The organism is Leisingera aquaemixtae, assembly GCF_019801145.1.
GTDB lineage: Bacteria > Pseudomonadota > Alphaproteobacteria > Rhodobacterales > Rhodobacteraceae > Leisingera > Leisingera aquaemixtae_A.
In genome coordinates, this window is the sequence record NZ_JAHVJQ010000011.1 from 97,394 (window position 1) to 121,563 (window position 24,170).

Here is a 24,170-nt window from a genome sequence, read left to right on the forward strand (position 1 = left end):
AAAATGCAAAGGGCCCGGTTCCCGCCTTGGCGGCGGGAACCGGGCCCTTTGGTTATTATTGTTCCTTTTCAGCCGCTTGATGGGCAATCACTGCCTGCATCAGCGGAGTGACCAGATCGCGCATCAGCGTGTAGCTGTCGGCGGGCAGCTCCATCCGGGCTAGCGGGATATCGGCAGCGGGCAGCGGGTCAAAAAACAGCTCCTCGCGACCGAAATAGCGCTGTGCGACGGCGCGGTTGCCGTCGGCATATTCCGTCATTACCGCGGCGCGCTGCGCTGGCGGCATCAGCCGTTCGGACTGTTTCCTGCCGCCGCCATTCAGCGCCTGGTCGATCCGGGCGCAGGCCGCAGTCAGCATTCCGCGGTAGCCGGGGGCGGCCTCATCCAGCGGCAGGCAGCGCATAAATTCGGACATCGCGGGTGAATAGCTTTCGTTGATATGGCCCGGAGCGCTGAAGCCGCTGCGGTCCGTCAGGCCGATGCTGTCGCAGAAGGTTTCGATCGGGCCGCCTTTCATCTGGTCCCGCTCATGCACGTTCAGGATGATGTTCTCCTGCCCGAACAGCTCTTCGAGATGGCGCAGGTAGCGGTCGTAGTGGATCCAGTGGAAATCCTCGCGCAGGGCCATGAATTCATCGAAGGTGCAATGGCTCAGCTTCTTGTTCCATTGCCATTTGATGTTCTGGAAGAACCAGCTTTCCAGCCAGCTGTCCTGGCGGCGCAGGGTGAAGACCAGCTTGACGTCGAACCATTCGCGGAACGCGGCAAGAACCCCCAGGTCGTGGCGCATGCAGATGTCTTCGTCGCTGAGGATCACCGTATGGATCCGCTGCGTGCGCTTGTCCGCCCGTTCTGTAAGGGTCTGTGCCACCTCGGCCGGAGCACGCTTGCCGCTGAACAGATTGTTCATCAGCTTCAGATGGCGGCGGACCCTAAACGGGTAGAAGTAGCCCTTTGTTAGAAGTTGCGCGGAATTGGCATGAAGGTATTCCTGCAGGGCAGAGGTCGCGGTCCGGTGGGCGCCAATGTGAAGGATCAGTGTGCGTTTCAACCTGGGTACCTGTGATGTTCTGCGGCCGACGGCCTGTGGCTTTCTAAGTGATGCTTAACGGGTTTCGACATCAAGTGCCAAAGGATATTCCTGCCCTACGCAGCTTTCGGCTGTGCCAGGATGGCGGCTATTTCATCCAAGGTTTCCCAGACAGCTTTGGCGTTCCTTCGCTGGGCCAGGGAGCGATCCTCGATGTCCTGGGGATCGCGCTGCGATACTGATACCTGATATTCTTGGCGCCAGGCTTTGGGCATTTTTCGGATCAAAGAAGCTATACGGGCCGCTGCCTTGTCCAGCCGGATCCTTTGGCGGGGGAGGAAATGGGCTTCGGGGGAGAAGTCCTGCCCGGTCCGGGATGCGCTGCCGTGGCTCCGCAGCAGCTCTTCTTCGAGAACGGACTTGCCGAAGAACTGGCTGTCCAAGGCTTGTGCATCCGCTTGGAACGCCGTCAAAAGACGGCTGGCGCTGGCCTGGTCGAGCACCGGTTTTTCGCCGCGGCGCCCGGGGACGGCGGACAGTTTGCGCTGCAGCGCGCCGCCAAGGGCTAGCCTGTGGTGGTCTGTCACCTCCCGGCCGCGCAGGACCTGCTGGACAAGGCGCAGGCCTGACAGCTCCGCCACGGAGAGCGCTTCGTTGACCGTGTCCAGGGGCAGCAGCTCGAAATCGCCGGTGCCCAAGGCGTGAGAGAGAAAATCGGACACCGCATCGCCTTCGCGCAGCGCGCTGCGCACAAAGGGGCGCAGGATCATGCCGCTGCCGAAGACCTCGCGCCAGGCCGGGAACCGTTTGGCGTAATAAAGGGTGGGTACGGTGGTGATGAAGCGGCAAAAATCCGGCAGCGAGCCGTCAAAGGTGCCGGTCTTCAGCCGCTGGCCGTAGGCTGAGACCGCGCGCGAGGCATGCGGGCGCACGTAGGAGATCGTGCGGACGGGCAGGCCGGGGAAATAATCTGCCAGCACTTCCCGCAGCCGATGCGGGCTGCGCCGGGCCAGAAACTCGGTGGAGATCACGCCGGTGCCGCCGTCGCGGGATGAGAACCAGTCCCGGAGGCTGCCGAACTGCGCCTCTACAAGGGCGGGGTCGGCGTCTGCCTTCAGCGCATTGGCAAGGGGCGCGTTGTTGAGGTGCTGCTGGGGCACCAACTGCGCAGTGCTGCAGCGCCAGGCGCCGGCGTTGAGCACCGATTGGATCGAGCTGGTTCCGGTCTTGGGGTCGCCGGTGTGTACTAGCAGATCCTGTATCATGGGTGGCTTCCCTTCATGCGCTGAAACGCGAGAAGTCGAAACTGCTCCAGCGGTCCTCTTCCTGTTGGGCCCAGCTTTTGTCGCTGGTCTTGTGGGCATGCTCCCAGTGGGCGGGGTCGAGCGCGAATTCGGGGGCGAAGAAATCTGTGATCTTGCTGATGGGGTCAGCAGCAATGTCGAATTCCGCCAGCCGGCCGGGCTTATCCGAGAAATAGGCGCGGACATTGGCATGATGGCTATCGAATTCCCGCGACCAGCGGGCAAACACCTGGTCTTCGCTCTCGTTGTAGAGCGCCATGTTCTTGGACAGATAGAGCCCGTTTGTATGGCGGGCGCGGCTGCGCAGCCACTTGGCCTTGTCACGGGTGTTGAGGATGAACTTCGCGTTCGGGTAGGCCTCGGCAATAGCCTGGAACTGTTTGAAGTTCTCGTAATGGCGCTTGGTGCGGATCAGTTCCAGGTCGAAGAAGCCGGAGAAGCGCTCAAGCCCTTCGAAAGCGGGCCTGCCGGCTGTCAGGTTGCGGTGGATCCTAGCCTGGTAGGGCGGTTTTTCCTGCCGTCCCTTGCCTTTGGACCAGTTGCAGTGCAGCGAATTGACGCCGCTGCGGTTGAACAGCCGGGTTAGCGACAGGGTGGCGCATTTGTTGAAGCCGATCTGAACGGCAATGGTGCGCTCTTGGCTGGAGGCGGCATCAGTCATTGGCAGCGGTCCCGTGATTGCTGGAAAAAGTGTAGCCGAAGTATTCCCAGGCCCGGACCAGATTGCGGGTCCGGTAGGCCGCGGGGAAATCGGCAATGTATTTGGCGTTGGAGTTTTTCACCGCGCAGAAGCGCTCGGCCATTGGCAAGGGCGCGCTGCGTTTTTCAAGGCCGCAGAAGGTCGCAAGCCGTTCTGCCGTGCCGCTTGGGTCTTCGCAGAAATCCTCGTAACGGGCGAGGATGCAGTCCTCGCTGAGATCCTGGAAGGCCTTCATGTAAGCGGTGTTCCAATGCGCCATGAGCTGGGGGACGGGCAGTTTGTGCCATTTGCGGGTCGACAAGGTGACGGCCCGGGGGTCTCTGGTCCATACGATGAAACGGGCATTGGGAAACAGGCTGCGGAAATAGGGTATGCGCACGATATTGGGCGGTGATTTCTCCAGAAGTATCGGGGACTCTCCGGTTGCCCAGCTATCCCATTGGGCCAGCAGGCGGCCGGCTGTCTTGCGTGCCCGCCCAGGCTTTTTCAGCGGGGTAAATTGCATCTGCGGATAAAAAGCGAAGGCGCCGGGCCCGCCGAACGGACGTTCCGCCATATAGACATCCTGCAAGAACTGGCCTTCGTTCTCCGGCACTTTGGCAGATTGAAAGAAGCTGACCTTGTAATGGGCGCAAAGATAGTCGTGCAGCAGCGTTGTGCCGCTGCGGTGCAGGCCGCAGATGAACACCGGACGCTTGAGTCGCACTGAAGCCGCCGGTTGGGTCCGAACCCGCCGGCGTTTCACTTGAAGACTGGACCTACCAAGAGCGTCCAGCGTTTCGCGCGCCTGGCTGAACCGGCTTTCCTGCAGGAGCCTGCGGATCGTCCGGGCAGTCTCTTCGGCTTCTGCCGCAGCATTCTGAGGTGAATATGCTGGCTTTTTCATCGTTCCCTCGTTGCGGCTGGGTCGCGGTTTGCAGTTCAGTTTCTCATAGCGGCTTGCGGGCCGCTGCTCCAGCAGGATGTGGTGGGGTGGGATGGCGGCCTATAGCGCCGTGGCAACACCCGGCCGTCAGGGAATATAGCCCTTGAAGCATTGGGGAGGGGCAGATAGTCAGAACATGGTTTTCACCCCTTGGATGCAGGATCTCACGGCTTTGAAAAACCAGATCATCGGGATTGTCCCTTTCTCCTATGCGGCGGCCGACCGGTTCCAGGCCGCTCGGGATCATCAGGACGAAACACAGCTTCTGCGGGCGTTGTTTGACGACAACCGGATCGCCTTCCGCTTCCGCATGCTGGAGCTGCTCAATGCGCATTCATTGAAGACGCAGGGCGACCGCAATTTCTCGATGATCTATCTGGTTTCCGAACGGATGCCGCCGGAACACCGGCGCCGGCTGGAGGAGATCGTCTCGGATGTGCCCGGCGTGCGGATCGTTGCGCTGCCGCAGATGCCTCTGGCCGATGCCGTGCGCCGCGCTTTCGAGCAGGTCATTGACCCGCAAGCCGAGCATGTCAGCTTGTTCCGGCTGGATGACGACGATGCGCTGGCTGTGGATTTTGTTGGCAGCCTGCGCCGCCGCGCCCGCCGTCTGATTAATGCCGGGTTGATCCAGAAACCCACGGTGCTGAGCTCCACCCGCGGTGTCTATTGGAAGAACGACGGCAAAGGGCGCTCGCAGCTGATTGATATCTGTGACCGGGTGCCGCTGTCGATGGGCTACACCATTGTCAGCCCGCGTGATGAGATTGGCCACCACTATCTGAAAGGGCACCGGGACGCGGCCATGTTCTACCCTTGTTTCATAGACCCCTCGCGGATCATGTACGTGCGGTCGGTGCATGGGGACAACGACGGCGGCATTTCGAACCTCAACCGGGGCCAGGTACTGGCGCCGGACCGCGCCCGCCAGATACTGCGCCGCCGGTTCGATCTGGATGCGGATCTGCTATTGGCGCCGGAGGGCGCGCTTGCGGGCAAGGCCTTTAGCCAGCGTGCCTCGTAGCGTTGTCATTTCCGCAGGTGAGAACCGCGGCACGGCTGATGACATGGCCTGGCTCCCTGCTGCAGGGCGGGCGGCGGGGGCCTTGTTAGGGGCTCGTTCAAGTCAGCACTCCCTGCCGGAGGTGACATTAGCGGCAGGGAGTGCTTCACTGCAGCTTGGTAGAGGGCATATACACGGCGGGTGTCTCCCAGGAACAGGACAAGCACATGAACATTCTATGCGTGGGCGCAGGGCTTTCGGGCGCGGTCATCGGGCGGCATCTGGCAGAGGCGGGCCATGCGGTCACCGTGGTGGACAGCCGCGACCATGCCGGCGGCAACTGCCATACCGAGCGCGACGCGGAAACCGGGGTGATGGTGCATGTCTACGGGCCGCATATCTTCCACACCGACGACGCCGAGGTCTGGGAGTATGTGAACCGCTTCGAGGCCTTCAAGCCCTACAAGAACCGGGTGAAATCCACCACCCGCGGGCTCTCGGGCGAGCAGGAAGTGTTCTCGCTGCCGGTGAACCTGCACACCATCAACCAGTTCTTCCGCAAGACGATGCGCCCGGAAGAGGCGCATGATTTCATCGTCAATGAACAGGCCGACACCACCATCGGGGACCCGCAGACCTTCGAGGAGCAGGCGATGCGCTTCGTGGGCCGTGATCTCTACGAGGCCTTCTTCAAGGGCTACACCGTCAAGCAATGGGGCATGCATCCTTCCGAGCTGCCCGCCTCCATCCTCAAGCGGCTGCCGGTGCGGTTCAACTACGACGACAACTACTTCTTCCACCAGTTCCAGGGGATGCCGGAGAACGGCTATACCGCGATGATCGAAAAGATCCTCGACCATCCGGGCATTTCGGTCCGGTTAGGGACTGTTTTCGAACGCTCCCAGGCGGCGGAGTATGATCACGTGTTCTATTCCGGGCCGCTGGATGGCTACTTCGGCTACGAGCTGGGGCGGCTGGGCTACCGGACGCTGGATTTCGAGCGCTTCACCCATCAGGGCGATTACCAGGGCTGCGCGGTGATGAACTACGGCGAGGAATCCGTTCCTTACACAAGGATCACCGAGCACAAGCATTTCGCGCCCTGGGAAAGCCACGAGGGCTCGGTCTGCTACCGCGAGTTCTCGCGCCTGGCGGAGCCCGGCGACATTCCCTACTACCCGATCCGCCAGGTGAAGGAGAAGGAGCTCCTGGCGGCCTATGTGAAGCTGGCGGAGGAGACCCGCGGCGTCACCTTCACCGGGCGGCTGGCCACCTACCGCTACCTGGACATGGATGTGACCATCCGCGAGGCGCTGGATGCGGCGCGCGGCTTCCTGGAGTGCCAGCAGGCGGGCAAGGCGGCGCCGGCGTTTTTCGCGGCGCCCTTGTAAGGGCGGCCCGCGCCGGCTCAGGCGCGGGGTCAGGGGCTTTGGCGGCGGATGAATTTGCGCAGCCGCGCCCGGGCCTCCTCGTCCAGCAGCTCCGCCTGGCTCCAGTCCTGGCGGCGGGCTGCGCAGAGCGCATCGGTGCGGGTGGCAAACAGCGCCGCCAGCTGGCCGCGCTCGGCCTCCAGCCGCCGGGTGATCTCCTCTGCCATGGCGGCGCTCAGGTGCAGGCTGCTGCCGCGGGCGGGGCCGGGCGGGGCGCCGCGGGTGAAATCCCGTTTCAGCAGCTTCGGGCGCAGCTGCGCATAGACCGGCTGGCTGACCCGGGTCTGCACATATTCGATTTCGGCCAGCTTGCGCGGCAGGATGCGGCTGTTGCGCCGCTCTGCTGCGGCCGGGGGCGGCAGGCTGAGCAGGCTGCAGAAATCGCTCAGCATGTCCGGCGCGTCGAGGTCCGCAGGCTCGTTCGAGCGCAGGATCAGGCTGCCGGCGGGGAGCCCGGCCTGCAGCATCTGCGCAAAGCCGAGCAGCGAGGGCAGGGGAAAGCCGTAGTTCTCCTCGAAACAGCTGAGGTAGCGGCCGATGCCGGGCGGGCCTGCGGCAAAGAAGGCCGGCTTGTCGATCCCGAACAGCCCGGCGCGCAGGAACTGCGCATAGCTGGATTCCGCGAGGTCATAGGGGTTGCGGAAATAGGCAACCAGGCGGATCTGCCAGTCCGGCATCTGCTGCTGCAGCGCCTCGGCCAGCGCGGCCAGCCTGCCGGTGTAAAACGCATTGGTCCAATGCTCGCAGGACAGCAGGATGCGGCGGCAGCCGTGGCGGTCCGCCTCGGCCTCGATCTCTGCCAGGGCGGCGGGCAGGTCTTCCGCCGCCAGCCGGGCCAGCGGGATGTGGTTGCGGTAGCCGGTGGCAGAGCGGTGGCTCTGCGGGTAGCAGAGGCCAAGCTGCAGGTGCTGCTCATAGGCCTCCGCCATGTGGCGCTGGATCGTGGTGGAGCCGCATTTGGGCAGGCCGATGTGCAGCCAGACCTGGCGCGGGCGGCGGCGGCGGGGAAGCAGGGCGCGCAGAACCATGGCGGGGTCAGGCCCGGCGGCGCTCTGCAGCGGGCGCCTCCAGCAGGCCGGGCAGGTTGGCCGGGGCATGGGCCGCGATCAGATGCAGGATCCGCTCATAGGCCTCCGGCTGCAGGCGACGCAGCTCAGCCCGCTGCGCGGCGGTCCGGTTGTGCTCCAGGAAACCGGCGGCGGAGGCGGCCAGGCGCGGATGCAGGCCGGGCTGCATCCGGTCCCGGATCCAGCCGATCAGCCCCAGGGTGAAGGCGTAGAACGGCAGGCCGAGGCCGCGCTCCGGTGCGCGGCGGATTTCCTGCGCGACCGCCTCGAAGGCCTGGAACACCTGCAGCCGCTCCGGGCCGAACCGGTTGGTGAGCCGCTGGCCGGCCTCATCGACAAAATGCACCACGCCGATATGGTCGCTGGCCAGGATGCGGCCGGCTTTGAGGAAGCTCATCCAGTGCAGCTCGACGTCGTTGTGCACCGAAATCTCAGTGCAGGTGATGCCCTGGGCGTGCAGGAATTCGGTCCGGTAGATCTTGTTCCAGGGGTAGTTCGCGGTCTGCGCCAGCTGCGCGGCGGCAGCGTCGGAGACCGGCGCCAGCGCCCCCCGGGCCAGGCCTGCGGCAGCCCAGAACGCCTGGTCATGGCAGGGCTGGCCGAACAGGCGGTCCTTTGCCAGGCGGCTGTCATGGTGCTGGAAGATGCAGAAGTCGAACTCCCCCGCCTGCGCTAGGGCGGCGCAGAGACTGCGCAGCTCGCGGGTGGGGCGGTCATCGGCGTCGAGAAACAGCAGATGCCGGGTGCGCACGGCGCGCAGCGCCAGGTTGCGGGCGGCGCCGGCGCCGCGGCCGCGGTCCAGACGCAGCACCGCCAGCCGCTCCGCCGGAAAGCCGGAGGCCCGGGCCAGGGCGGCGGCCGCCACCGGCTCGTCCGAGCCGTCATCGGCCACGATGACCTGGCGCGCCAGGTCCAGCGCCGCCAGGCTGGCCAGCAGCTGGATCAGGTGGCCGGTGTCATTGCGGACCGGAATGGCAATGGTCAGGTCAAGCGTCATGGCAGCAGCTCATAGCGCAAAAAGGTAAAGATGATGCAGATGGATCTGGAAATCCTCGCAGGGGAAAAACAGCACCATCTCGCGCCAGGGGGCGGCCAGCGGCAGCTCCGGGCAGCTGTCGAGATAGAGTGCATCCAGATGGCTGGCCGGGCGCTCGGTGGCGAGGATGTGCTTGCCGAAGAAGGTGTCGGTGAAACCGCCGTCCACGGTGCCCGAGCGCAGGCAGGGGCGGATCATCCAGGGCGCGGGGCCCGCGGCGCGGCAGGCATAGCCCAGATAGGTGATATCCTGCAGCCCGCCCAGCGGCAGCGCCAAATGCAGCGCCATCCAGCCGCCGCGGCCCGTGGCCCGGGCCTCCAGCTCCAGGAACCGCCCCGGCGGTGACCGCCAACTGCCGGAAAGCCCCAGGTTAGGGTCGGCATTGAGGAACAGCCCCGGCGCCAGCTCCGTGGTCTCCGGCGCCAGCGCACCGGCGCCGTCCTGGCGCTGGAACCGGGCCAGGTCCGGAAGCGGAAGCGGGGGGGCGGTCAGCATGGGTCTGTTGTCCGGGATGGGAAGGCGTCAGTCAACCTTTGATTGTTCTGGCCGCGGTGTGCGGCAGGGGCGGAGGGGTGGACCGCACTATGTGGGTGCGTCGGTTTTGAACTTCGCAAGCGACGGATGGTACGCAAGCTCCAGTATGCTGCTCTGCTCATCAAGCACCTGTGCGCAAAGGTGGGTGTGTGCAATGCGCACGCGCTCCAGCGCTCCGATCCTGTGCAGCTCTGGCAGCATGCGTCCCGTGGCGTTGTAATGGTAGTTGGGCAGAATTCCCAAGTTCACCCCCGTTTTACTCATAACGCCTTTGCTGAAAAGCTGGTTCAGAGATACCTGGTCATTCACCCCTTTCCAGTTTCCGGAATCTGGGGACTCTTCCGACATCTTCAGAAAATCGTCGATCCAAAAGCGGATGAAATTAGTTGCGGTCTCAGTGTCCGAATATCCGAAGACGCCAGCATTGAATGCTCTGGGCATCATCAGCTTTTCGAGGCTCATGTGCTGCCCGGACCTAAACTTATCTTCGTTTGGCGCGATTTTTGTTTTGGCTTCGTTGGTAAGAAGGACATCGAAATGCAGCAACAGGTCAAAAGCTTCTGACAAGTCGCCGAAAATATGAGTGTCTGAGTCGAGGTGCAGTGTCCGCCGAAAGGGAGACGCCAGCAGCGGAAACAACTTCAAAGACGGCAGGCGCTTTGTTGCAACAAACACCGCGTTAAATTCTTCCAGTGGCTGGAACGGAAGGACATAGTCAAAACACCCCAGTTCCTGCGCGAAACTCACCTTGTCAGTAAACAAGGCACAGGGCAGGTCATTGAGCCGCCTGAGGCTCCGCGCGGACCCTGCCGCCTCTTGAACATATTTTTCCCCATATCCGCAATAAAGAACGCCAGCTTCGGAGGAGCAGCTTCTCGCACGGGACTGGAAAACAAAATGGTTCATTTTTATTTTCCCTTCCACGTGTAGCTGTGCTTCTTTTCCATGACCGTTGCAACCAAATCTGTCGGGATTGTAATGCCTACCCTCGACAAGCTTTCCGAAATGTAGGCGGCATCATCACGGTAAGTATCATAGTCTAATAAAATCGAGTTTTGATCCTGCTGATCATGTTGCGACATGATTGCATCGAATGCTTCGAACTGCTTGCGCAATTCTTTTCGTGCCTCATCCGAATGTTCTAAGAACATTCCGGAATTCAGAACATTATCAAGACTTCGTTTGTTGAAAATAAAAATTGCTTCAGGGAATACGCGCCTCATCCAGTTCAGCATTTCTTGAGGGTTTTGCATGTGGGGGTAGCGAATTTCTTTGAAACCGACCATGCGAGGCGGACGCGTTTCGGTCCAAGAAGCCATCGCCATATCAGTGACGAAACTGCGCGTGGCCTTCGCGATCAGGTCGAAGGTCAAATAGTCTATTCCGAAAAAGGGATCTTTTTCCGTGCGCCATTTGTTTTCGCCCACGGAATGCTGTATGCTATCCAATTTCTTCTGCATTTCAAATAGGTATTGGATCAGGTTTCCGTTTTCCCCGAGAATGTGCGTGCCCTCCAATGAGTTGAGAACACCCTGCAGCAAGGTGGAGCCGCTTCTGCCATAAGTTATTATAAAGGCAAACTTCAAGTCTGTCATATTATGGCTCCAAGGTCCTTACAGAACTCTATGTCAGCGGCGATGATATCCTTAATGCGGTTCATGTTCTCGTGTGAAACCACTGATCTTGGCAGTATGTCTTTCTTGGAGGCATTCCTTTTTTCTATAACGGGGGTAACCCCGGTTATGCTCTTGATGTAATCTGGTAGTTTGTTGATATCTTTCAGATCAAACACAGCGACTGGGTCGGATGGTTGAAAAAATTCTCTTTGAAGCTTGAAATGAGGGAAGCGATCCTTCTTCTGAAGGGCCATTTTCTGCATCAGAAAGTCGATAGAAGCACGCGATTGAAAGTATGGGTTCGACAGAAGCCAGCGAAGCTCGGAGAAGAACCGATCCATTGGGTCGCGGACAACAGAAAATATAGCATCGAAGTCTTCCACTGAGAGGCCCGTGTTTTCAAGTGCTTCAGGAAGCGTCGCGTGTTGCAGCTGTTTGCCATTGTGCTGCCCCCATAAAAGCTCTGGCACCGGAGAATCATTCCTGAGTTCAATGGGTCTTTCGGATAGCCTGTTGAGCCCGGCTTCCACACTTGTGCCTGCGCATTTCGGGATGTGGATAAACAGAATACGTTTTGACCTGATTTGAAAAATCACTTCAGAAATCCTTCCCGCTCATTTCGATCTTCATCTTCTGCGGCGACAGGCGCATCGCGAGCTCCGAGAAGGAGCTCCAAGAGCTGCCAAGGAGCAGCGGCGAGGAGCCCAGAAGCAGCGCATCCGCAAGCGCGTAGCGCAGCTGTTCCGCCGAACGGTCATAGACGGCGCGCTCCAGCATGGCAACGCGATCGCCGTAGACGGCACGGAATTCGGCGTAGGTTTCCGGCAGGTCGGCGGCGACGAAGATCCGCTCCACCCGGCCTTCCGCTGCTAGCGCATCCAGCCGTTTGAAGAAATGGCTGAAATGGCTCTTTTCGCGCCAGTGGGCGATGGCCTGGTGGCCCTCCTCGCTCCAGTTGCCCTCGGCCTGCTCGTAAGGCAGGTGCTCATAGTCCTTGCCGCCGGCCATGCGCACATGGGCGCTGACGTCGTTGGGGGTGCGCACGCCCGCCACCATCTCCTTGACCGAGGCGACCGGCTGCAGGCGCTGCAGGAAGCGGTTCTCGTCCTCCCAGCTGCTGAGCGGGCTGTTCAGCACATAGGCCGAGCGGGCATAGAGGCTGGCGCTGCCGCCGGCATCGACCGGTGCGTCCTTCTCGGCGCCGTCCTCGATTTCCATGTAGTTGTAGGTGCGCAGGCCGCGGGAGGCGGCCTCGGAGACAAAGGCCTCCTCGATCACCGCGCCATCGTAGTCGAACAGGTCGCTGAAGCGGCAGTCGCAATGGGCGTCGGGCTGCCAGACGATGACCAGCTCGCGGCCGGTCTTTGCAGCGATCGCCGCCGCCGAGCCGATGGCGCGCAGCCGGTTGCCGAGCCCGTGCTGGCCGTCGATGTAGAGCCGCGGCCGGTCCGGCTGCAGCGCCGGCGCGGCCGGGGCGGCGGCAGCCAGCGTTTCCAGCGCCTCTGCGTCCAGCAGCAGTTCGAAATGCTCGCCCGGCGCCCGCGCCCGCGGCGGCGCCAGATCCGCGGCCTGCAAGCGGGTGAGCTCGCCCAGGTTCTCCCAGTCCGGCACGAAGGGGCAGGCGCGTGCGGCGGCGGCCGCCTGCGGCAGCTCCGCGAAGGGGCCGCTCAGCACCAGCGTCAGACCGCAGGCGCGGGCGCGGTCCGCGAGGGCCTCCAGCGCCTGCTCCGGCAGCGCTGCGGCCGCCTCCAGCCGGGCCACCAGGGCGCCGCCCGCAAGCCCTGCCTGATGGCCGTGCAGCAGCAGCTCCACGTCCAGCCGGGTCAGATCGGCAAAGGGTTTTTCCAGCAGCTTGGCCAGCTGCGCCCGCTCCAGCCCGAAGACCCGCGAGCCGAGCCGCCAGGCGGTCATCTCCAGCGCCGCGTAATGGGCCGCATCGGTCTGCACCGAAGGCGGCACCGGATGCGGCACCCAGCCCTGGCGCGCCAGGGTGGCGCCGTCCGGGCCCGCCGCGCTGACCTCGAAGGGCAGCAGGTGCTGGCCCGGGCCCCAGGCGGGCATCGTATTGGCCAGGAAGCGGTTCTGGCGGATCTTGAACATGGTGCCCGCCTGCAGCTCCTCCAGCGCCGAAAGCGGCCCCGCGGCGGCGGCCTCGCCGGTGCGCTCCTCGTCGCTGTGGTCGAGGTGGCGCAGGGTGCCGGGGTCCACGTCGCGCCGCGCCAGCCCGTGATCGGTCAGCCGGGCATAGATGTCATCATCGTCCCAGCCGTAGGTGGTGATATGCTCGTTGAAGCCGGCAATCGCGGCCAGGTCCGATTTGTGCACGTAGAAGAAACCGTTCACATGCGCCTGGCCTGCGGCGGCCTTGCGCCAGTTGCCGGCGATGAAACTGCCCTTGAACAGGCGGTTTCTGGCAAAGAACTCCGGGTCCAGCACGATATCTGCATCCGCCTTCAGGATCCGGCTGCAGGAGGCGGCGCGGAAGCCTGCGTTGAAGGCATAGGACAGAATCCAGCGCGGCTCGCCCTCCACCCGCAGCACCCGGATGCGGGGATCGCTGATCCCCTGCGCCTGCAGGGCGGCGCGCACCGGGCGGTCCGAGGACCAGTCGACGATGATGATCTCGCGCAGGTCGGGGCAGGCCAGCCAGCTGTCCAGCGCCCGCAGCAGGTTGGCCTCGCGGTTCATAGCGCAGGTGACTAGGCTGGTGCCGGGCAGGCCGCCGCCGGTGATCGGCGGCAGCGGGCCTTCGGCCAGGGCCAGCGGCGGTGCCGGCGGGCGGTTCAGGTCCGGCAGGTCGATGCCGATTTCCCGCGCAGTGTACTTCAGGGCTTCCTGCCTGGCGGCATCGAGATCGCTGTCGCCGGTGCCCTGGGCGGCGAGCCGGGACAGGCGGGTCCGGGTTTCCTCTGCCGGCAGGCGGGCGGCGGTGCGGGACAACTCACTGAGTTCGTCCCAGAAACGGGCGGCGGTTTTGAATTCTGTCACGGTCAATGCGGAAACGGTCCTGAAGGGGCTGGCGGTTTGCGGCCATGGCGGCGGCTTTTGCGGGGACATTTACAGGATTCTCCCAGGGGGTAAATGGCCGCTGTTTCGCTTGCCGAGCTGTGGCGAAAATATGCCGCATCATTCTCGTCAGGGTGGAGTTTAGCCCGGCCGCGGCAGCTTGCATCCCGCGCCGTTTTCCCGGAAGCTGCCCGGCAGCGACGATACCGGACATGAGGACCCCCCGTGAACGCCATGGATATGCCTGCCGCCCTGCCTGCTCTCGATCATTTGCGCGGCCAGGCCGCCGCCCTTGCGGAAGCCGCACCCCGGGACGTGCGGGCGGGCCATCTGGACTTGGGAGAGGGGCTGTGGCTGTCTTGCGACCCGGGCGGCCATGCGCGGATGTCCGCGGGTCCGGGGCAGGACGGTTTCACCCTGGGGCTGGAGGGCGGCGACAGCGGCCGCTGGGCCTGCCTGGGGCTTAAGTTGCAGCCCGCGGAGCTGGCACAGGCGCGTTATGCTGGGCTGCGCTTGGCCCTGCGCAGCGGCAGCCTGATCGCCTGCAGCCCGGCGCTGCGCTATTTCCTGCCCGAGGGCGGCCTGCGCGACGTGCCTGCCGCCGCGCCGCTGCTGCTGGCGCCGGGCGCCCGCGAAGTGCTGGTGCATCTGCCGGTGGACCGCGAACTGGCCGCCCGGGCAAGCGCCTGTGAACTCAATATCTTCTTCCTTGACGACAGCTTCCGGGCTGACGCGGTGCAGATCGAGCCGCTGCTGATGGTCTGACCGCCGGCCCCCGTCCTCCTTTTGCCGGGCGGGGCGGCTCAGCCGTCCAGGATGCGGGCCAGTTCGGCGGGCAGCACCTGCTGCAGCCGGCGGCGCTCCTGCTGCCAGTGGCGCGGGTTGCAGAACAGCGCGGCCAGCGCCTGCTGCGCCTGGCAATAGGCGGCGCAGACCTCCTCTAGCCAGGCCGGGTCGTCCCAGCCGAGCCCGTCCAGCGTGGCGGCGGCGTCCGCCGGGTTCTGGCCGTGCAGGTTGACCCAGGCGCTGCCGGGCAGGCCGAACTCGTGGATCCGGTGCTCCGGCGCCGCCCAGTAGGCGGGCAGGGCGCCGGCCGCGAAGGCATCGAAGATCTTCTCGGTCATGTAGCTGGGCTGGTGGGTGTTCTCGAACGCGGCGAGCACCCGCTGGCGGCCGTCGAGCAGCGCCAGCTTGTCCAGGTGCCAGTCGGTCAGCCGGTTGCGCGGTGGCGCGTCCGGCTGCCAGCTGCGGCCCAGCTGCTCGATCGGCCCGCGGCGGCAGGCTTCTGCCACCAGGGTGCGCCAGTGGCAAAGGCCGGTGATATTGCCCTCGGGCCAGCTCACCGAATGGTAGGGTTCGGGGCGGCGTTCGAACATGAAGGCGAGGGCGGTGCGCCGGTCCCGGAAGGCCGCCGCCCAGTCCCGCGGCGCCAGCTGCGTGTTGCGGCTGAATTTCGCGGCATAGGCATTGGCAAAGCGGTGGTTGGTCAGCAGGTAGTAGGGAATCCGCGCGAAATCGTAGATGGCGGAGGTGTGGTGGTTGAGCTGGTGCAGCGGCAGCACCCCCCAGGCGCTGTCCGCCGTACGGCAGGAGGCCAGCGGCTGCCCGGCCCAGATGGTGTCCCAGAACGGCTCTTCCGACAACAGCACGATGGGGCGGCGGCGCCGCCGCCAGTCCTCTGCCAGCGCCTGCGGGGCGTCCCGCACGTCCAGCACATGGGCAAAGACGTAGAGGTCCGCCTGCTCGGGGCGTTCCACCAGTTCGATGCGCCCTTCGAACAGCGGCGCCAGCGCCGGGTAGCTGAGCGGGGTGCGGATGGCGTGCTTTCCGGTCTTGAAAACCCGTATCATTCTGTCTGCTGCCTGCCGGGGGAACCTGTTTTAAGCGGCCTATAGCAGGCACGGCGGCCGCTTGTCCTGCAAAAATCCGCAAGGGCCCGGCGTCCGGGTTGCCAACCGGGCGCGCGCGCCCGTACAAGTTCCCTGCCAGGCAGTGGTGCAGAAAAAGAGCTGGGGCGGCGGAAACAGCCGCCCGTTGAGGGACAGATGACGGGCATGATGAAAGAGTCGTTTCCGCTGGAAGATGCGGGCGCCGGCAAGGGGCTTCTGGTGTGGGCCGCGGATGCGGAGCTGCAGAGCGCTGTTGGCGCGGCGCTGGACGCCGCCGCCATCAGCGTGACAGGTGAGTTGCCGGAAACGGCCGGGCCGGACGGGCCGGCCCTGCTGCTCATGTGCCGCCCGGCGGCGGAAACCCTGTGCCGGAGCCTGGAGGCCGGGCAGCAGCCCGGGGCTGCGCTGGAGGCCTGGCAGGCCCAGGCGCAGCAGGTGCTGGCGCTGCAGCGGCGCTGCCGCGCGCGGGTGCGGATCGTGGATGCCTCTGCCCTGCGCCGGGCGCCGGAGGCCTTTCTGGCGCTGTGCGGACAGCCGGCCGGCGGGGCGGCGGAACAGCGCTTGCGCGCGGCCTCCGGACCGGCCCCGTCGCCGGTGCTGCTGGAGCTGGCGCAGAGCTGCCTGGCGGCAAGCCCGGAGCTGCGGCGGCTGGCAGGCGAGCTGGCCGCTGCCGCGGCGCTGGCGGGCGGCGCGCGCGCCGGGGATCCGGAAGCCGCGCTGCAGGCCTATCTGCAGCAGCAGGACAGCCTGCAGGAACTGGAGCTGCTGCAAAGCCAGCAGCGCAGCATGTACGAGCAGATGGAGGGGCTTTACGGCGAGAAGCTTCAGCTCGAGCAGCGGCTGGAGCAGATGCGCAGCGGGCTGGAGGCCTATCAGGCGCTGGAGGCGCGGCTGGAGGGACTCACGGAGCGCCTGGCCGCCAAGGAAGCGGCGCTGAAGGAAGCCGGTGCGGTGATCGCCGGGCTGGAGCAGGCCGCGGCCGGCAAGGCCGGCGAGGCGGCGGCGCTGAAACAGGAGGCCGAAACCCTGCGGGCGGAGATCCGCCGTTTCGAGATGTCCCGGTCCTACCGGCTGACCGCGCCGCTGCGGCGGCTGCGCCGTGCCTTGCGCGGGGGGCGCTGAGCGATGGCGGCCATGCGTGTGCCCTTGCCCTTCAGCCATGTCCTGCATATCGGCGCGGGGGGCGGCGGCGATGCCGGCGCTTACCTCGCCGCGGGGCTGAACCCGGTTGTCCTGGCCGAGGCCGATCCCGAAGCCGCGGCGGAGCTGCAGCAGCTGGCGGCGGCGCATTCGGTGGTCCGGGCGGTGCAGGCCGCGGTCAGCGCCCGGCCGGGGCCGCAGACCTATTACCGCACCAATTTCTCTGATCTGAACGGGTTGCGCGCGCCCGGTCCGGCGCTCAGGGCGCTGTTCCCGGGGCTGGAGGTTCTGGCCGCCGAGCCGGCGGCAACGGTTGCCCCGGAGGCGCTGGTTGCGGAGGCGGGGCTGCCGCAGGACGGCGCCGGGTTGCTGGTGATCGAGGCGCCCGGCGAGGCAGCGGGCATTCTGCAGGCGCTGGCCCGGGCCGGGCTGCTGGAGGGGTTCCGGTCGGTCCGGGTGCAGGAGGGGCGGCAGCCGCTTTACGACGGGGCGCCGGGGCTGGCGGAGCTGCAGGCGCTGCTGCAGGAACTGGGCTATGAGGGCTGGCTGGAGCCGGCGCCGGAGGATCCGGACCGGCCGTATCTGTTTGCGGTCCGCGCCGTAGGCGCAGGCGGGGTGAAGCGGGATCTGCAGGAATTGACCGGGGCGCTTGAGGCAAGCCAGGAGGCTGCCGCGGCGCAGGCCGAGGAGCATGCCGACACCTGCCGGGAACTGGCGCTGCAGGCCGCACGCTGCGGGGAGCTGGAGGCCGAAGCGGAGCGGCTGGCTGTGCGGGTGGCGGAGCTGGAAGCGGAAAACCGGCGCCTGGCGCAGGATCTGGACGAGGCCGCCTCTGTCCGCAGCCGCGCCGGGGGCGAAGCGGAGAACCTGGCCGCACGGATGGCGGAGCTGGAGGCGGAAAACCGGCGCCAAGCGCAGGCGCTGGAAGACGCCGCCTCTGCCCGCAGCCGCGCCGGAGCGGAAGCGGAGAACCAAGCTGCGCGGATGGCGGAACTGGAGGCGGAAAACCGGCGCCAAGCGCAGGCGCTGGAAGACGCCGCCTCTGCCCGCAGCCGCGCCGGAGCGGAAGTGGAGAACCAAGCTGCGCGGATGGCGGAGCTGGAGGCGGAAAACCGGCGCCAAGCGCAGGACCTGGACGAGGCCGCCTCTGCCCGCAGCAGGACCGAAGCCGAAGCGGAGCGGCTGACTGCGCGGGTGGCGGAGCTGGAAGCGGAAACAGCGGCTAGTTCTGAGGCCCGGCAGGCCGCAGAGGGCAAAGCGGCTGCAGCCGGGGCCGAAACCCGGCAGGCACAGCAGTCACTGGCAGTGGCGCTGCGGCTGCAAAGCCGCCGCGAAGCGGATCTGAAGGAATTGCAGAAGCGCTACAGCGCTCTCCTGCAGCGCCAGGAGGCGCAGGAGGATCTGTTGCGCCGCACCGGCGCCTGCCTGGGCTATCTGATGGATGACAGCGCGCCGGAAGAGGCCCGGCCGGTTCTGGCCGCCGCCGCTCTCAGAAGCGGCAGCGGCGCATGAGCCGTCTGGCCCCGCCCCAGCCCCCGAAACCGGCCCCGGAAACGGAGCTGGAGCGGCAGCTGGCCCTGACGGCCGCCGCCGCCCAGCGGGATGCCGCCCTGGCTGGGCGGCTGCAGTCCTCGGCAGAGCTGCCGGAGCTGCTGGCAGAAGGGGAAGAGCTGGCGGGCCGGCCGCAGCCGCCGCTGCTGCGCACGGTGCATCATTTCGCCTGCACCGGCGGCACCCTGATCAGCCGCTGCATTGCCGCGATGCCCTGCACCCGGCTGCTGAGCGAGGTCGATCCGCTGAGCACGATGACCCACCGGCACGGCTTCCTGCCCGCCGACCTGATCGGCCTGGCCAAGCTGGGCTCCAGCCCGCCGGAGCAAGAGACGCTGCTGCGCATCTTCCGGGCCGGGCTGGCGGCGCTGGAGATGGACACCCGCGCCGAAGGCCGCGACCTGATCCTGCGCGATCATGCCCACAGCCATTTCTGCTGCGGCAGCGCCGTCCCGGAGCGGCCGTCGCTGCGCCAGATCCTGGAGCAGGGCGGCTACCGTTTGCAGAGCCTGGTCACCGTGCGCCATCCGCTGGATTCCTACCTCAGCTTGCTGCGCCAGAACTGGGTGGACTGGCAGCCCGCCACGCTGGAGGAATATGCCCGCCGCTACCTGGCCTTCCTGGACCACTACGCCGGAGCGGAGCTGTTGCGCTACGAGGACTTCGTGGCGGAGCCGCAGGCGCGCATGCCGCAGATCTGCAAGATCCTCGGGCTGGCCTTCAATCCGGATTTCCAGGATGATTTTGCCGCCATCGCGCTATCCGGCGACAGCGGCCGCCGCGGCGAAGTGATCGAACCCCGGCCGCGGCGGCCGGTGCCGGAGGAGCTGGCGGAGGAGGCCGGGGCCTCCTCCGCCTATGCCAGCTTGTGCGCCCGCCTGGGCTATGACCCGGAACCGGGCCGGGAATCCGCCTGAACGGGAAACCTGCCCTTCTCTTTCCGGTGTACCTGCCCTAATCACGGGGGCAAGCGTATGAGGCAGACAGTACAGGGTTTTGCAATGAAGAAAGCACTGATCACCGGCATTACCGGCCAGGACGGCTCCTACCTGGCGGAATTCCTTCTGGAGAAGGGCTATGAGGTGCATGGCATCAAGCGCCGCGCCTCGCTGTTCAACACCGAGCGGGTGGACCACATCTACCAGGACCCACATGTGGACAATGCCCGCTTCAAGCTGCATTACGGCGATCTGACCGACAGCTCGAACCTGACCCGCATCCTGCAGGAGGTGCAGCCCGACGAGGTCTATAACCTGGGCGCGCAGAGCCATGTGGCGGTCTCCTTCGAGAGCCCGGAATATACTGCCGACGTGGATGCCATGGGCACCCTACGCCTGCTGGAGGCGATCCGGTTCCTCGGCCTGGAGAAGAAGACCCGCTTCTACCAGGCCTCGACCTCGGAGCTCTATGGCCTGGTGCAGGAAACCCCGCAGCGCGAGACCACGCCGTTCTACCCGCGCAGCCCGTATGCGGTGGCCAAGCTCTACAGCTACTGGATCACGGTGAACTACCGCGAGGCCTATGGCATGTATGCCTGCAACGGCATCCTGTTCAACCACGAGAGCCCGCGCCGCGGCGAGACCTTCGTGACCCGCAAGATCACCCGCGGCCTGGCCAATATCGCGCAAGGCCTGGAGCCCTGTCTCTACATGGGCAACATCGACGCGCTGCGCGACTGGGGCCATGCCAAGGACTATGTGCGGATGCAGTGGATGATGCTGCAGCAGGAGGCGCCTGAGGATTTCGTGATCGCCACCGGCAAGCAGTATTCGGTGCGCCAGTTCATCGCCTGGGCCGCCGCGGAGCTGGGCATCCACCTGGAGTTCACCGGCACGGGTGTTGACGAGATTGCCACCGTGGCCATGGTTGAGGGCGGCAAGGCGCCGGCGCTGAAGGTGGGCGACGTGATCATGCGCATCGACCCGCGCTATTTCCGCCCGGCGGAGGTGGAGACGCTCTTGGGTGATCCCGCGAAAGCCAAGCAGAAACTGGGCTGGGAGCCGGAGATCACCACCCAGGAAATGTGCGCCGAGATGGTCGCCGAAGACCTGAAAACCGCCCGCCGCCATGCGCTCTTGAAGGAGCACGGCTACGAGCTGCCGGTCAGCGTGGAGGGCTAAGGCGATGGCAGCAAAGATCTATGTGGCCGGCCACCGCGGCATGGTCGGCGGCGCCATCCTGCGCCGCCTGGAGGCGCGGCAGGCGGCGGGGGAAGACCTGGCGCTTATCACCCGCACCAGCGCCGAACTGGACCTGACGGATCAGGCCGCAGTACGGGCGTTTTTCCAGGCGGAGAAACCCGATCAGGTGATCCTGGCGGCGGCCAAGGTGGGCGGCATCGTTGCCAACAATTCCTACCCGGCTGAGTTCATCTATGAAAACCTGATGATCGAGTGCAATGTGATCCACGCCGCCTTCGAGGCGGGCGTGCAGAAGCTCTTGCAGCTCGGCTCTTCCTGCATCTACCCGAAGATGGCGCCGCAGCCGATGGCGGAGGATGCGCTGCTGACCGGCGTGCTGGAGCCCACCAACGAGCCCTATGCGATTGCCAAGATTGCGGGCATCAAGCTGTGCGAAAGCTACAACCGGCAGTACGGCGTGGATTACCGATCGGTGATGCCGACCAACCTTTACGGGCCGGGCGACAATTTCCACCCCGAGAACTCCCATGTGCTGCCGGCGCTGATCCGCCGCTTCCATGAGGCGGCAGAGGCGGGTGCTGCGTCGGTCACCATCTGGGGCTCGGGCACGCCCCGTCGTGAGTTCCTGCATGTGGACGACATGGCCGAAGCCTCGCTGTTCGTGATGGATCTGGATACGGAAATCTACCAGCGCGAGACCGAGGTGATGCTCAGCCATATCAACGTCGGCTGCGGCGAGGATGTTTCGATCCTGGAGCTGGCGCAGCTGGTGGCTGAGGTGACCGGGTTCAAGGGCGAGATCCTGACCGACCCCTCCAAGCCCGACGGCACCCCGCGCAAGCTGATGGATGTCTCCAGGCTCAAGCGGCTGGGCTGGCAGGCCTCGGTCAGCCTTGAGGACGGGGTGCGCGGCACCTATGACTGGTTCCTGTCCGCGCAGGGGCTGCGCCTGTAAGGAGAGGCGGGTCAGTTTGCTCGATCAATTTCGAACCGCCTCTCAGGCCTGCAGGGATGTCTGCCGCAATGGTGGCGGTTTTGCCCTAGTCCGTGGGCGCTTTGGGCCCGCGCAAAAAAAATTCAACGCAGGCTGCTGCCAAAGAATTCGAAAGAAGGCCTTTGGGGCAGGCTGAGTTGAGTATTTACGGAGCAAGCGCCACGCAGATCTTGCGATGTGCAAAACTGTTTACGGCCAGGGAAGGCTCAACGCTTTCCCTGAAAATAAACTAAGGTGAGATAAAGAGCTGAAATTCTGTCTGCAGGAGACAGGATCTGCAGGGCAGCGGTAAGTATTGAAGCGCCCGCAACCAGAAGAACACCGGGCGGTTGTTTGAAGTATGATTAAATGGAGCGTCAATAACATGATTACCCCCATTCTTCTTTGCGGCGGCTCCGGCACCCGGCTGTGGCCCTTGTCGCGCAAGAGCTACCCCAAGCAGTTCGTGCCGCTCACTGGCGAAGAAACGCTGTTCCAGGCCTCTGCGCAGCGGCTGTCGGGGGAGGGCTTTGCAGCGCCGCTGGTGCTGACCAATTCCGATTTCCGCTTCATCGTGACCGAGCAGCTGGCCGGCGCCGGCATCGATCCCGGCGCCATCCTGATCGAGCCGGAAGGCCGCAATACCGCGCCGGCGGTGCTGGCGGCGGCGCTGTGGCTGGAGCAGAGCGACCCGGACGGCCTGATGCTGGTGGCGCCCTCGGACCATGTGGTGCCTGATGCCGCGGCTTTCCGCGCAGCGGCGGCGGCGGGCGAGGCGGCGGCGCGCGCAGGGCAGCTCGTCACCTTCGGCATCAAGCCGGACCGGGCGGAGACCGGCTACGGCTATCTGGAGCTCGACGGCGATCCCGGCGGTTTCGAGCCCAAGCCCATCGGACTCAAGCGGTTTGTCGAAAAGCCGGACCAGAAGGCGGCGGAGAAGATGCTGGCCTCCGGCCGGTTCCTGTGGAACGCGGGCATCTTCCTGTTTTCGGTCAAGGCCATCCTGGCCGCCTTCCGCCAGCACGCGCCGGAGCTCTTGGCGCCGGTGCAGGGGGCGGTGGCGCAGGGGCAGCCCGACCTCGGCTTCCTGCGGCTCGATCCGGAGGCCTGGGCCGGGGCCGCGGATATTTCGATCGACTATGCGGTGATGGAGAAGGCGGACAATCTGGCCGTTGTGCCCTTTGCCGGCGGCTGGTCCGACCTCGGCGGCTGGGATGCGGTCTGGCGCGAGGGGGCGCGGGATGAAAACGGCGTTGCGGCGACGGGCCATGCCACCGCGATCGATTGCGAAGACAGCCTGCTGCGCTCGGAGGACGGCCAGCTGGAGCTGGTCGGCATCGGCCTCAGGAACGTGATTGCGGTGGCGATGCCCGATGCGGTGCTGGTGGCGGATGCCTCCCGCGCCCAGGACGTCAAGCAGGCGGTGGCGGCGCTGAAGGCGAAGGCGGCGAAACAGGCCACCGAGTTTCCCAAGGACCACCGCCCCTGGGGCTGGTTCGAGAGCCTGGCGGTGGGCGACCGCTTCCAGGTGAAGCGGATCCATGTGCATCCCGGCGCGGCGCTGTCGCTGCAGAGCCACCATCACCGTTCCGAGCATTGGATCGTGGTCGAGGGCACGGCCAAGGTCACCGTGGACGATGAGGTCAAGCTGGTGACCGAGAACCAGTCGGTCTACATCCCGCTGGGCGCGGTGCACCGGATGGAGAACCCGGGCAAGGTGCCGATGGTGCTGGTCGAGGTGCAGACCGGCAGCTACCTGGGCGAGGATGACATCATCCGCTACGAGGATGTTTATGCCCGCGGCCAGGGCGCCAAGGGCTAGGGCTTTGCTGCAGACGGACGGGCCGGGCGCGCAGGCCTGGGTGCCGCGGCCGGCGGCCCCCGGCCGGGCGCGGGTGCTGCTGCGCGCGGGGCGGCGGGCGCTGCAGGGCGGGGCCAGGGCCGAAGGGCTGGCGCTGACCGCGGCCGCCTGCGCGCTGGATGCGTCTCTGTTCTGCCGTCCCTGGGGGCTGCTGCCGCATCTGCAGGCCGAAGGCCGGGGCAGCCTCCGGCCGCGGATGCGGGCGCGGCTGCAGTCCTGGTACCAGGCGCCCCGCAGCCAGGTGCATGCGCATGTTTCGGCGCTCAGCCGCAAGATGGCGATGCGGGCCTATGTCGAAGACCTGGGCCTGCCGCTGCCGCGGCTGTACCAGGCTGCCCCCCGGCTGGAGGCGCTGGACTGGGCGGGGCTGCCGGAGCGGGTGGTCGTCAAGCCGCAGAATGCGTCCTCCTGCAGGGGGGTGATCGTGGCGGCGGCGGGCTGGGACCATATCGGGCGGGCCGCCTGCGGCGGCGATTTGCCGGGCTATGCCCAAGCGCTCTACGGCCGCACCTTCGAAACCCCGGTGCCGGTCATGGCCGAAGAGCTGCTGGCGGATGTGCAGGCGGCAGAGGATCCGGCGCTGGTGATCCCGCGCGATTTCAAGGTGTTTGCCGCGGGCGGCCATGCCGGCTTTGTCTGCGTGCATGACCGCAACGCCCCGGGCGGCAAGCGCAGCCTGGCCACGGTGGACCGCGAGGGGCGCCGCCTGCCGCATGCGGAGAAAGGCTGGCCCGAGGCGGCGGAATTCACGGTGCCGCCGGGCTACGGCGCGCTGATTGCGATGGCCGAGCATCTGTCGCGGCGGCTGCCCTGGCTGCTGCGGCTGGATTTCTACCTGACCCCGCGGGGGCCGGTATTCGGCGAGCTGACCAGCTATCCTAATGCCGGGGGGAAGTTCACCGGTTTTGCCCGCCGCACCCTGCTGCAGATGTGGGAGCTCTGGCCCGACTGACTTGCGGCAGGC

The 24,170-nt window shown here is 65.6% G+C and carries 22 protein-coding genes; 10 read left to right on the plus strand and 12 right to left on the minus strand.

Features of this window, described 5'->3' with window-relative positions; all coding sequences use genetic code 11:
* Positions 1-55: 55 nt before the first annotated feature.
* From KUW17_RS20195 to KUW17_RS20210, 4 genes are all read right to left on the minus strand, one after another.
* The gene (locus KUW17_RS20195; protein WP_261397315.1) at positions 56-910 is read right to left on the minus strand and encodes a hypothetical protein; all 855 of its coding nucleotides are present in this window, start codon (positions 908-910) and stop codon (positions 56-58) included.
* A gap of 236 nt (positions 911-1,146) precedes the next feature.
* On the minus strand, positions 1,147-2,295 hold the full coding sequence (locus tag KUW17_RS20200) for a hypothetical protein (protein ID WP_222482110.1): 1,149 nt from the start codon (positions 2,293-2,295) through the stop codon (positions 1,147-1,149).
* A 13-nt stretch (positions 2,296-2,308) separates the two neighbouring features.
* Positions 2,309-2,995: a sulfotransferase gene (locus KUW17_RS20205; protein ID WP_222482111.1), complete on the minus strand. Its 687-nt coding sequence runs from the start codon at positions 2,993-2,995 to the stop codon at positions 2,309-2,311.
* Positions 2,988-3,740, minus strand: a complete 753-nt coding sequence (locus KUW17_RS20210) for a sulfotransferase family protein (RefSeq protein WP_222482112.1) — start codon at positions 3,738-3,740, stop codon at positions 2,988-2,990. The genes KUW17_RS20205 and KUW17_RS20210 overlap by 8 nt, the downstream gene beginning before the upstream one ends.
* A gap of 355 nt (positions 3,741-4,095) precedes the next feature.
* On the opposite strand from KUW17_RS20210, the gene KUW17_RS20215 reads away from it, so the two are divergent.
* Both KUW17_RS20215 and glf read left to right on the plus strand, forming a co-directional pair.
* Positions 4,096-4,983, plus strand: a complete 888-nt coding sequence (locus tag KUW17_RS20215) for a glycosyltransferase (protein WP_222482113.1) — start codon at positions 4,096-4,098, stop codon at positions 4,981-4,983.
* Between the two features lie 206 nt (positions 4,984-5,189).
* Positions 5,190-6,353, plus strand: coding sequence for a UDP-galactopyranose mutase (glf, locus tag KUW17_RS20220; RefSeq protein ID WP_222482114.1), 1,164 nt, complete (start codon positions 5,190-5,192; stop codon positions 6,351-6,353).
* A 29-nt stretch (positions 6,354-6,382) separates the two neighbouring features.
* Here the strand turns inward: glf and KUW17_RS20225 are convergent, their stop codons facing one another.
* The 7 genes from KUW17_RS20225 to KUW17_RS20255 all read right to left on the minus strand — a co-directional run bounded on the left by KUW17_RS20225 (position 6,383) and on the right by KUW17_RS20255 (position 13,633).
* On the minus strand, positions 6,383-7,420 hold the full coding sequence (locus KUW17_RS20225; RefSeq protein ID WP_222482115.1) for a hypothetical protein: 1,038 nt from the start codon (positions 7,418-7,420) through the stop codon (positions 6,383-6,385).
* Positions 7,421-7,427: 7 nt separating this feature from the next.
* A complete protein-coding gene (locus KUW17_RS20230) occupies positions 7,428-8,456 on the minus strand; it encodes a glycosyltransferase family 2 protein (protein ID WP_222482116.1) in 1,029 nt (342 codons plus the stop codon).
* A gap of 9 nt (positions 8,457-8,465) precedes the next feature.
* Complete coding sequence (locus tag KUW17_RS20235; protein WP_222482117.1) at positions 8,466-8,990, minus strand: hypothetical protein; 525 nt, start codon at positions 8,988-8,990, stop codon at positions 8,466-8,468.
* Positions 8,991-9,077: 87 nt separating this feature from the next.
* Positions 9,078-9,935 carry a hypothetical protein gene (locus tag KUW17_RS20240; RefSeq protein ID WP_222482118.1) on the minus strand — a complete coding sequence of 286 codons (858 nt, stop codon included), beginning with the start codon at positions 9,933-9,935 and terminating at the stop codon, positions 9,078-9,080.
* 2 nt (positions 9,936-9,937) lie between these two features.
* Entirely contained in the window at positions 9,938-10,624 is a 687-nt protein-coding gene (locus KUW17_RS20245) for a sulfotransferase (protein WP_222482119.1), read from the minus strand.
* Positions 10,621-11,241 carry a sulfotransferase family 2 domain-containing protein gene (locus KUW17_RS20250; protein ID WP_222482120.1) on the minus strand — a complete coding sequence of 207 codons (621 nt, stop codon included), beginning with the start codon at positions 11,239-11,241 and terminating at the stop codon, positions 10,621-10,623. The genes KUW17_RS20245 and KUW17_RS20250 overlap by 4 nt, the downstream gene beginning before the upstream one ends.
* 1 nt (position 11,242) lies before the next feature.
* Positions 11,243-13,633, minus strand: a complete 2,391-nt coding sequence (locus tag KUW17_RS20255; RefSeq protein WP_222482121.1) for a glycosyltransferase — start codon at positions 13,631-13,633, stop codon at positions 11,243-11,245.
* Positions 13,634-13,876: 243 nt separating this feature from the next.
* On the opposite strand from KUW17_RS20255, the gene KUW17_RS20260 reads away from it, so the two are divergent.
* A complete protein-coding gene (locus KUW17_RS20260; RefSeq protein ID WP_222482122.1) occupies positions 13,877-14,416 on the plus strand; it encodes a hypothetical protein in 540 nt (179 codons plus the stop codon).
* A 38-nt stretch (positions 14,417-14,454) separates the two neighbouring features.
* On the opposite strand, the gene KUW17_RS20265 is transcribed toward KUW17_RS20260, so the two are convergent.
* The gene (locus KUW17_RS20265) at positions 14,455-15,501 is read right to left on the minus strand and encodes a hypothetical protein (protein ID WP_222482123.1); all 1,047 of its coding nucleotides are present in this window, start codon (positions 15,499-15,501) and stop codon (positions 14,455-14,457) included.
* A gap of 207 nt (positions 15,502-15,708) precedes the next feature.
* On the opposite strand from KUW17_RS20265, the gene KUW17_RS20270 reads away from it, so the two are divergent.
* From KUW17_RS20270 to KUW17_RS20300, 7 genes are all read left to right on the plus strand, one after another.
* Positions 15,709-16,662 carry a hypothetical protein gene (locus KUW17_RS20270; RefSeq protein WP_222482124.1) on the plus strand — a complete coding sequence of 318 codons (954 nt, stop codon included), beginning with the start codon at positions 15,709-15,711 and terminating at the stop codon, positions 16,660-16,662.
* Positions 16,663-16,665: 3 nt separating this feature from the next.
* Positions 16,666-18,192, plus strand: a complete 1,527-nt coding sequence (locus KUW17_RS20275; protein ID WP_222482125.1) for a hypothetical protein — start codon at positions 16,666-16,668, stop codon at positions 18,190-18,192.
* Entirely contained in the window at positions 18,189-19,148 is a 960-nt protein-coding gene (locus tag KUW17_RS20280) for a sulfotransferase (protein WP_222482126.1), read from the plus strand. The genes KUW17_RS20275 and KUW17_RS20280 overlap by 4 nt, the downstream gene beginning before the upstream one ends.
* Positions 19,149-19,232: 84 nt before the next feature.
* Positions 19,233-20,351 carry a GDP-mannose 4,6-dehydratase gene (gene gmd, locus KUW17_RS20285; RefSeq protein WP_222482127.1) on the plus strand — a complete coding sequence of 373 codons (1,119 nt, stop codon included), beginning with the start codon at positions 19,233-19,235 and terminating at the stop codon, positions 20,349-20,351.
* A gap of 4 nt (positions 20,352-20,355) precedes the next feature.
* Positions 20,356-21,327: a GDP-L-fucose synthase family protein gene (locus KUW17_RS20290; protein WP_222482128.1), complete on the plus strand. Its 972-nt coding sequence runs from the start codon at positions 20,356-20,358 to the stop codon at positions 21,325-21,327.
* 403 nt (positions 21,328-21,730) lie between these two features.
* Positions 21,731-23,167 (plus strand): mannose-1-phosphate guanylyltransferase/mannose-6-phosphate isomerase, encoded by a 1,437-nt coding sequence (locus tag KUW17_RS20295; protein WP_222482129.1) that lies wholly within the window; start codon positions 21,731-21,733, stop codon positions 23,165-23,167.
* A gap of 4 nt (positions 23,168-23,171) precedes the next feature.
* Entirely contained in the window at positions 23,172-24,158 is a 987-nt protein-coding gene (locus KUW17_RS20300) for an ATP-grasp fold amidoligase family protein (RefSeq protein ID WP_222482130.1), read from the plus strand.
* Positions 24,159-24,170: the final 12 nt, after the last annotated feature.

Coding starts and splice junctions, on each gene's coding strand:
- KUW17_RS20195 (WP_261397315.1), bottom strand. CDS start 910: ATGAACAATCTGTTCAGCGGCAAGCGTGCTCCGGCCGAGGTGGCACAG.
- KUW17_RS20275 (WP_222482125.1), top strand. CDS start 16,666: ATGGCGGCCATGCGTGTGCCCTTGCCCTTCAGCCATGTCCTGCATATC.
- KUW17_RS20265 (WP_222482123.1), bottom strand. CDS start 15,501: ATGATACGGGTTTTCAAGACCGGAAAGCACGCCATCCGCACCCCGCTC.
- KUW17_RS20295 (WP_222482129.1), top strand. CDS start 21,731: ATGATTACCCCCATTCTTCTTTGCGGCGGCTCCGGCACCCGGCTGTGG.
- KUW17_RS20225 (WP_222482115.1), bottom strand. CDS start 7,420: ATGGTTCTGCGCGCCCTGCTTCCCCGCCGCCGCCGCCCGCGCCAGGTC.
- KUW17_RS20235 (WP_222482117.1), bottom strand. CDS start 8,990: ATGCTGACCGCCCCCCCGCTTCCGCTTCCGGACCTGGCCCGGTTCCAG.
- glf (WP_222482114.1), top strand. CDS start 5,190: ATGAACATTCTATGCGTGGGCGCAGGGCTTTCGGGCGCGGTCATCGGG.
- gmd (WP_222482127.1), top strand. CDS start 19,233: ATGAAGAAAGCACTGATCACCGGCATTACCGGCCAGGACGGCTCCTAC.
- KUW17_RS20245 (WP_222482119.1), bottom strand. CDS start 10,624: ATGACAGACTTGAAGTTTGCCTTTATAATAACTTATGGCAGAAGCGGC.
- KUW17_RS20290 (WP_222482128.1), top strand. CDS start 20,356: ATGGCAGCAAAGATCTATGTGGCCGGCCACCGCGGCATGGTCGGCGGC.
- KUW17_RS20270 (WP_222482124.1), top strand. CDS start 15,709: ATGAAAGAGTCGTTTCCGCTGGAAGATGCGGGCGCCGGCAAGGGGCTT.
- KUW17_RS20205 (WP_222482111.1), bottom strand. CDS start 2,995: ATGACTGATGCCGCCTCCAGCCAAGAGCGCACCATTGCCGTTCAGATC.
- KUW17_RS20240 (WP_222482118.1), bottom strand. CDS start 9,935: ATGAACCATTTTGTTTTCCAGTCCCGTGCGAGAAGCTGCTCCTCCGAA.
- KUW17_RS20280 (WP_222482126.1), top strand. CDS start 18,189: ATGAGCCGTCTGGCCCCGCCCCAGCCCCCGAAACCGGCCCCGGAAACG.
- KUW17_RS20215 (WP_222482113.1), top strand. CDS start 4,096: ATGGTTTTCACCCCTTGGATGCAGGATCTCACGGCTTTGAAAAACCAG.
- KUW17_RS20200 (WP_222482110.1), bottom strand. CDS start 2,295: ATGATACAGGATCTGCTAGTACACACCGGCGACCCCAAGACCGGAACC.
- KUW17_RS20230 (WP_222482116.1), bottom strand. CDS start 8,456: ATGACGCTTGACCTGACCATTGCCATTCCGGTCCGCAATGACACCGGC.